5 protein-coding genes are annotated in these 8,018 nt (G+C 65.7%); all 5 read left to right on the forward strand.

Features of this window, described 5'->3' with window-relative positions:
* Positions 1 to 102: 102 nt before the first annotated feature.
* The 5 genes from GTK09_RS17165 (at position 103) to edd (ending at position 7,827) form a co-directional block, all read left to right on the forward strand.
* Positions 103 to 777, forward strand: a complete 675-nt coding sequence (locus GTK09_RS17165) for a biliverdin-producing heme oxygenase (RefSeq protein ID WP_163464681.1) — start codon at positions 103 to 105, stop codon at positions 775 to 777.
* A complete protein-coding gene (locus tag GTK09_RS17170; protein WP_163464682.1) occupies positions 774 to 3,383 on the forward strand; it encodes an HWE histidine kinase domain-containing protein in 2,610 nt (869 codons plus the stop codon). The genes GTK09_RS17165 and GTK09_RS17170 overlap by 4 nt, the downstream gene beginning before the upstream one ends.
* A 253-nt stretch (positions 3,384 to 3,636) precedes the next feature.
* Positions 3,637 to 5,115 carry a glucose-6-phosphate dehydrogenase gene (gene zwf, locus GTK09_RS17175; RefSeq protein ID WP_163464683.1) on the forward strand — a complete coding sequence of 493 codons (1,479 nt, stop codon included), beginning with the start codon at positions 3,637 to 3,639 and terminating at the stop codon, positions 5,113 to 5,115.
* Positions 5,116 to 5,189: 74 nt separating this feature from the next.
* Positions 5,190 to 5,945 (forward strand): 6-phosphogluconolactonase, encoded by a 756-nt coding sequence (gene pgl / locus GTK09_RS17180; RefSeq protein WP_246217964.1) that lies wholly within the window; start codon positions 5,190 to 5,192, stop codon positions 5,943 to 5,945.
* Between the two features lie 64 nt (positions 5,946 to 6,009).
* Entirely contained in the window at positions 6,010 to 7,827 is a 1,818-nt protein-coding gene (edd, locus tag GTK09_RS17185; protein WP_163464684.1) for a phosphogluconate dehydratase, read from the forward strand.
* Positions 7,828 to 8,018: the final 191 nt, after the last annotated feature.

Genomic DNA, 8,018 nt, shown 5'->3' on the forward strand with positions numbered 1-8,018 from the left:
TCTGGCAGACATTGAACGGTTCGCCCGGCGAGCCGCCGAGGCCATGGCTTTGGCTGTGTCCACCCTTGCAAGTGCGTAGGATGAAATACATTTCGGGGTTCGATGAACGAATTTGCGGCATTCACAACCATCGGCACGAAGACGATTCCGACAGGCACCGAACCCGGCGGCCTGCGGCGGTTCCTGCGCGCCCACACGGTCGATGCCCATGCGCGGCTCGATACCCGTTTCGGGGATTTCGCCGGCTCGCAGGTCCTGCAGAGCTACCGTCGATTCATCGGGATGAACCTCCTGGCCTATCACGGCCTGGCGGCATTCTTCGACATTGTGGACGCGGGGGAAACCGTGCCCGACGCGGCCGAAGCGACGCTCAGGCAGAAGATCGAGTTGAGCCTGCAGCATCTCGAAGACGACCGTGCGTCGATGGATCTCGATTGCCCGCCGGCCCACGGCTTTTCCCTCGCGCCCTGTGAGACCTCCGAGATGGCCGGCCTTGCCTATGTCCTCGACGGCTCGCGCCTCGGTGCGCGCTTCATCTACCGCCGGCTGGAGCAATCCGGCCTCGTCGATTCGCAGGACGGCGAGGTTTCGACGGCTTATCTCCGCTCGGCGTTCGGCGGTGACAGGCAAGGCGCTGAGACCTTTGGCCTCTCGCTGGCGGAAGACGCCGTCATCAAGGAGCGCGCGCTGAAGGCGGCGCTCGCCACATTCGCTCTTTTCGAGCGTTGCCTCGATCAAGTCGCCGCGCATGAGGGCGGGAAGGAGCCGCCGCGATGACACCGACCAGCACGGCCGTCGACGAACTCGATCTGTCGAACTGCGACCGCGAACCGATCCATCAGCTCGGCCGCGTACAGCACTTCGGTTATCTCGTCGCCATCTCGATGGACTGGATCATCCAGCACGTTTCGGCGAACATTGCCGAGATCTTCGGCAGCGACCCCGACGCGCTGCTCGGCGTCCCGCTGGCGGAAGTCCTGCCGCAATCTGCGATGCACACCATTCGTGGCAAGCTCCAGCTCCTGTCTCCCAACGACGGGTCGGAGCGCATCTTCGGCGCCGACATTCTCGGCAACGGCCGGCGCTACGACGTCGCCGTCCACATCTCGACCAGCTCGATCATCATCGAGTTCGAGCCGATGGTGGAGCACGCGCTCGGCAACGGCAATCCCGGCTCTCTGATCAAGGCGATGATCGCCCGTATCCAGCGCTCCGAGACCACCGACGCCCTGTTCAACGAATGCGTTCGCCAGTTGCGCGCGGTGACCGGCTTCGACCGCGTCATGCTCTACCGCTTTTCCGACAGCGGATCCGGCGCCGTCGTCGCGGAGGCGCTGAATCGCGACCTCGAATCGTTCTTCGGCCTGAACTATCCGGCCACCGACATCCCCCGCCAGGCCCGCCGGCTCTATATCAGGAACCGGGTTCGGATCATCTCGAATGTCAAGGCCGAGGACGTCGACGTCGTTCCGGCGACCAATCCGAGTGGCGAGCCCCTCGACCTGTCGCTGTCGGTAACCCGCGCGGTCTCGCCGATCCACATCGAATATCTGAAGAACATGGGGGTGTCGGCCTCCTTCTCGATCTCGATCGTCATCGACGACAAGCTCTGGGGCCTGTTCGCCCTGCACCATTATTCGCCGCGCCATCTGTCGATGGAGATGCGCTCGACGATGGAGCTGTTCGGCCAGGTGATCTCGCTCGTCATCGAGGGCCGCCTCGCCAAGGAGATGCGCGTCATCGAGGAGGCAGCCCGCGACGTCCACGACCGTGTCGTCGGCCGGCTCGTCGCCACCTCGCCGACCATGGAGGAGCTCGTCGGCTTCGCCGACGACTTCCGCGAACTCATCCCCTGCGACGGTTTCGCGGTCTGGACCAAGGATTTCGTGCGCACGATCGGCCAGTGTCCGTTCCCGGACGACATGCCCGGCATCACACGTTTTCTCAACCGCGCTGCGGCGAGCCGCATCTATGCCACCGACGAACTTTCCTCGGTCTATCCGAAGGCGCACGAGTTCACGGGCCGCGCGGCCGGCCTGCTCGCCATCCCGATCTCCCGTTCGCCGCGCGACTATCTGATCTTCTTCCGCAAGGAGATTGTCGAGACCGTCAACTGGGCGGGGCGGCCGGACGAAAAGCCGGTCGAATTCGGCCCGAACGGCCCGCGCCTGACACCCCGCAAGAGCTTCGAGGCCTGGCAGGAGACGGTCCGCGACAAGTCTCGGCCCTGGTCGGCATCCGAGCTCAAGGCCGCCGAGGCCCTGCGGGTCTCGATCCTCGAGGTGCTCCTGCGCTTCAACGAGGAGGCCGAGCGCCAGCAGAATCTGGCGACCCAGCGCCAGGAGCTGCTGATCGCCGAACTCAACCACCGGGTCCGCAACATCCTCTCCTTGATGCGGGCGCTCGTCGTCCAGAGCCGGACCAGCGCCAAAAGCGTCGACGATTTTTCCGCTATCATCGGCGGCCGCATCCAGGCGCTCGCCCGGGCGCACGACCAGATCACCGACGACAAGTATCAGGCACAGAGCCTGCGCTCGATCATCCAGACGGAGATCGAGGCCTATGTCGGCCACAAGGTGACGCGGGTGCATCTCAACGGCCCGCCGGTTCTGGTCGAAGCCAAGACCTTTTCGACGCTGGCGCTGGTCTTCCACGAGATGGTCACCAATTCGGCGAAATACGGCGCGCTGTCGGATTCGCTTGGCGAGATCGACATCGTCTGGCGCGTCGACGAAAACGACAGCTGCGAGATCCGCTGGCGCGAAAGCGGCGGCCCGGCGGTCCAGCCGCCCAGCAGGCGCGGCTTCGGCACGACGATCATCGAACGGTCGATCCCGCACGATCTGGGCGGCGAGGTTTCGATCGAGTATCATCTGGCGGGGGTGCGCGGCCGTTTCCTGCTGCCGCCGCAGAGCTTCTGGCTCGCCGACGAAACCAACTCCAATTCCCCGCTACCGGGAGAAGAAGGCACTGCCTTGACCCACGACGCAACGCAGACTCTCGTCGACGCACGCCTTGCCGGCAAATCCGCGCTGATCGTCGAAGACAACATGATCATCTCCCTCGACGCTGAGCAGATGCTCCTCGACAACGGCGCGGCGCGGGTTCTGACGGCGATGAGCGTCAAGGAGGCCAAGCGGATCGTCGAAGGCGAGACCCTCGACGTCGCCCTGCTCGACGTGAACCTAGGGGGCGAGACCAGTTTTGCCCTGGCGCCCGTCCTCAAGCAGCGCGGCGTGCCCTTCGTCTTCGTCACCGGCTATGGCGAAAAGCTGGACCTGCCGGAGGAAGTCGACCGCGAGGTGGAGGCGATCAAGAAGCCCTTTGCGGCGGATCAACTGATCGCCGCGCTGGATCGTGCCCTTACCCGCAATACGCGCTGAGCCGGAGCCGGCGGCAAAAAGCGCACGGTTGCCTGGACGGGCGACTGTGATAGATCCCTCCACAGCCGGCAAAAATCCTCTCGCCACCTTGCAGCCCAAGCCCGGTATTGACTTGCCAGGGCGCAGGATGCGCGAGGCCAGGGAATGGGATTTTTATTGGCACTGGAAAAATTCAATCGATTAGACTAGAGCACCGCCAAGGGTGCCCCGCAGGACACGGCGCGGGCGCCGCATCCTGATCAGGAAGTGACCGATGTCCAGCCAGATCATTCCGGTCGACCCGTTCGACTACGTCGTCTTCGGCGGCAATGGCGACCTTGCCGAACGCAAGCTGCTGCCGGCGCTTTATCATCGCGACCATGACGGGCAGATCCCGGCCGAGGCGCGCATCATCGGCGCCTCGCGCTCCGACCTTTCCGACGAGGCCTATCGCGAATTTGCCCGCGAGGCGCTGTCGAAACACGTGCAGCCGGAAGACATCCACGACGTCTCGCTCGACCGATTCCTGTCGCGGCTCCACTACCGCACCGTCGACGCTCAGGCCGACGGCGGCTGGGAGGAGCTTCGTGCTCTTCTGGACGAAGCCGGCCAGTCGCGCATCCGCGCCTTCTATCTAGCCGTCGGCCCGACGCTGTTCGCCCCGATCGCCGAGCGGATCGCCGACAAGGGCCTTTCCAACGAACGCTCCCGGCTCATCGTCGAAAAGCCGGTCGGCCGCGACCTCGCCTCGGCCCGCGAGCTCAACGAGACGATCGGGCGCCATTTCGCCGAGGAACAGATCTTCCGCATCGACCACTATCTCGGCAAGGAGACGGTGCAGAACCTGATGGCGCTGCGCTTTGCCAACGCCCTTTATGAGCCGGTCTGGAACTCCGCTCATATCGATCACGTGCAGATCACCGTCGCCGAATCGGTCGGCCTCGAGGGCCGCGCCGGCTATTACGACAAGGCCGGCGCGCTGCGCGACATGGTGCAGAACCACATCGTTCAGCTGATGTGTCTCGTCGCCCTCGAGCCGCCCTCGGCCCTCGACGCCGACGCGCTGCGGGACGAGAAGCTCAAGGTCCTGCGGGCGCTCAAGAAGATCGACCCGACCAATGTCGAGAGCCGGACCGTGCGCGGCCAGTACAAGGCTGGTGCCTCGGGCGGAGCGGCGGTGAAGAGCTATCTCGACGATCTCGGCAGTGGCGACAGCGACACCGAAACCTTCGTCGCGATCAAGGCCGAGATCGAGAACTGGCGCTGGGCGGGCGTTCCCTTCTACCTGCGCACCGGCAAGCGACTGTCCGAGCGCATGTCGGAAATCGTCGTGACCTTCCGGCCGATCCCCCACAACATCTTCGACAAGGTCGCCGGCAACATCGCCCAGAACCAGTTGGTCATGCGGCTGCAGCCCGACGAAGGCGTCAAGCAGTGGCTGATGATCAAGGACCCGGGTCCCGGCGGCATGCGGTTGAAGCACGTGCCGCTCGACATGAGCTTCGCCCAATCCTTCCGGAGCCGCAATCCGGATGCCTACGAGCGCCTGCTGATGGACGTCATCCGCGGCAACCAGACGCTGTTCATGCGCCGCGACGAGGTCCAGGCGGCATGGGAGTGGGTCGACCCGATCCTCAAGGCCTGGGACGAGAAGGGCCTGAAGGCGCAAGGCTATACCGCCGGCACCTGGGGGCCCTCCGCATCGGTCGCGTTGATCGAGCGCGACGGGCGCACCTGGCACGAGCCGGACTGAGCAAGGCAGCGGACGACCGGCCGAGCCGGCTCTCGGAACGGGCCGCACTGCCAAACGAGAATCGAGGCGAGCGCATGAGCGAACCGGTGATCCATCGCTACGAGACGCGCGAGGCGCTCGCCGAGGCGCTGGCCACCGGCGTCGCGGCGGTTCTGGCCGGTGCCATCGCCACCGAGGGCGTGGCGCAGATGGCGGTCTCCGGCGGCTCGACGCCGAAGCGTTTCTTCGAAAAGCTCGCTTCGATCGAGATCGACTGGAAGAGCGTGACGATCACCCTCGTCGATGAGCGATGGGTGCCGGAGGAGAACGAGCGCTCCAACGCCGCCATGCTGCGCCGGCACCTTCTGGCCGGGCCGGCCGCGGCGGCGCATTTCCTGCCCTTCTACGAGCCGAGCACCATGCCGGAAGAGGTGCTCGACACGCTGGACAATCGTTTCCAGCCGATCGGCCGCGCCTATGACGCGGTGATCCTCGGCATGGGAACCGACGGCCACACCGCCTCCTGGTTTCCCCACGCGCCGGGGCTCGCCGAATGCCTCGATCCTGCGTCCGAGGCCGCCGTCGCCATCGTCCATCCGACCGGCATGGACGAGCCGCGGGTGACGCTGACCTATCCTTTGGTGGTGGAAGCGCGGTTTCTCGCACTCCATATCGAGGGCGAGGACAAACTCGAAACCTTCGAGGCGGCGAAGGGCGACGGACCGATCGAGGACATGCCGGTGCGCGCCGTCCTTCGCGCCGCGCGCACGAGCCCCTCGCCGTCTTCTGGGCGCCGTGACGCAAGAACCGGAGGGATGCCGATCGGCATCCTCGGTTCTTCGAACGAATGACGTTTCCGGCGTATCGGACACCAGTGCCGCCGCCGCGTCGCCATCACTCGACAAGGATAAAGCGATGACTGCCGACCGTCGCATCGAAGAGATCACCAGCCGCATCCGCGAGCGTTCCGCGCCGACGCGCGAGGCCTATCTCGCCCGGATCCGCGCCAAGGGTGCCGAGGGGCCGAAGCGCTCGACGCTCACCTGCGGCAATCTCGCCCATGGCTTCGCCGCCTGCGGCCCCCTGGACAAGCAGCGGCTTTCGGACAACCAGACGCCCAATCTCGGCATCGTCACCGCCTATAACGACATGCTCTCGGCCCACCAGCCCTTCGAGCGCTATCCCGAGCTGATCCGCGAGGCGGCCCGCCAGGTCGGCGGCACGGCGCAGGTCGCCTCGGGCGTCCCGGCGATGTGCGACGGCGTCACGCAGGGGCAGACCGGCATGGAGTTGTCACTGTTTTCCCGCGACGTCATCGCCATGGCGACGGCCGTCGGGCTCTCCCACGACATGTTCGACGCGGCCGTCTATCTCGGCGTCTGCGACAAAATCGTGCCGGGTCTGACGATCGCCGCGCTGACCTTCGGCCACCTGCCGGCGATCTTCATCCCCGCCGGGCCGATGACCTCGGGCTTGCCCAACGACGAGAAGAGCCGCATCCGCCAGCTCTATGCCGAAGGCAAGGTCGGCCGCGAGGAACTGCTTCAGGCGGAGTCCCAGTCCTATCACGGTCCGGGCACCTGCACCTTCTACGGCACCGCCAATTCCAACCAGATGCTGATGGAGATCATGGGCCTGCACACGCCGGGCTCGTCCTTCGTCAACCCCAACACGCCGCTGCGCGACGCCCTCACCCGTGAGGCGACGAAGCGGGCCTTGGCGATCACCGCGCTCGGCAACGAATACACACCCGCCGGCCTCGTCGTCGACGAACGGGCGGTGGTCAACGGCGTCGTCGGCCTGCATGCCACCGGCGGCTCGACCAACCATACGATGCACCTTGTCGCGATGGCCGCCGCCGCCGGCATCAAGCTGACCTGGCAGGACATCTCGGACCTCTCCGACATTACGCCGCTGCTCGCCCGCGTCTATCCGAACGGCCTTGCCGACGTGAACCACTTCAACGCCGCCGGCGGTATGGGCTTCCTGATCCGGGAACTCCTTGATCGCGGGCTTCTGCACGAGGACGTCCGCACCGCCTGGGGCCAGGGTCTCAGGGCCTATGCCATCGAGGCGAAGCTGTCGGCCGACGGCGAGAGCGTGGTGCGCCACGACGCGCCGAAGGAGAGCGGCGACCCGAAGGTGCTGACCACCGCCGACCGCCCCTTCTCCAACAATGGCGGCCTCAGGATGCTGAAGGGCAATCTCGGCAAGGCGGTGATCAAGGTCTCGGCGGTCAAGCCCGAGCGCCGTATCGTCGAGGCACCGGCGAAGATCTTCCACGATCAGAACGAGTTGAAGGTCGCCTTCGACGCCGGCGAACTCGACTGCGACTTCGTCGCCGTCGTGAGGTTTCAGGGCCCGAAGTCGAACGGCATGCCGGAGCTGCACAAGCTCACCCCCCTCCTCGGCGTCCTGCAGGACCGCGGCCACAAGGTCGCCCTCGTCACCGACGGGCGCATGTCGGGGGCTTCCGGCAAAGTGCCGGCGGCGATCCACGTGACGCCCGAGGCCAAGTCCGGCGGACCGATCGCCCGCATCCAGGACGGCGACATGATCCGCGTCGACGGCGAGACGGGAACGCTCGAAGTGCTGGTCGACCAGGCCGAGCTCGACGCCCGCACGCCCGAGATGCCGGACCTTTCCAGCAACGAGTTCGGCATGGGCCGCGAGCTGTTCGCAGCCTTCCGTTCGGCGGTGGGCGATGCGGAGAACGGGGCGAGCGTGTTCTGAGGGCGGGCCTCCGGCCGTCGGCAGTTCGCCTGCGCACCTTTGTTACCGTCGGCCCCGGTCTTCGGTCTCCCGTGAAGAATTTCGAAGCCACTGAAATGGCTGACTGATCGGCATGTGCAAAGATTTGACTTTCGCCGGTTTCAGCCGTGTGTGGCCGCAGAAACTTGCAAATTGCGTTGCTGCGGCGGGCG

Source organism: Jiella pacifica (genome assembly GCF_010500815.1).
In the GTDB taxonomy this organism is placed as follows: domain Bacteria; phylum Pseudomonadota; class Alphaproteobacteria; order Rhizobiales; family Rhizobiaceae; genus Jiella; species Jiella pacifica.

Coding starts and splice junctions, on each gene's coding strand:
- GTK09_RS17165 (WP_163464681.1), top strand. CDS start 103: ATGAACGAATTTGCGGCATTCACAACCATCGGCACGAAGACGATTCCG.
- GTK09_RS17170 (WP_163464682.1), top strand. CDS start 774: ATGACACCGACCAGCACGGCCGTCGACGAACTCGATCTGTCGAACTGC.
- zwf (WP_163464683.1), top strand. CDS start 3,637: ATGTCCAGCCAGATCATTCCGGTCGACCCGTTCGACTACGTCGTCTTC.
- pgl (WP_246217964.1), top strand. CDS start 5,190: ATGAGCGAACCGGTGATCCATCGCTACGAGACGCGCGAGGCGCTCGCC.
- edd (WP_163464684.1), top strand. CDS start 6,010: ATGACTGCCGACCGTCGCATCGAAGAGATCACCAGCCGCATCCGCGAG.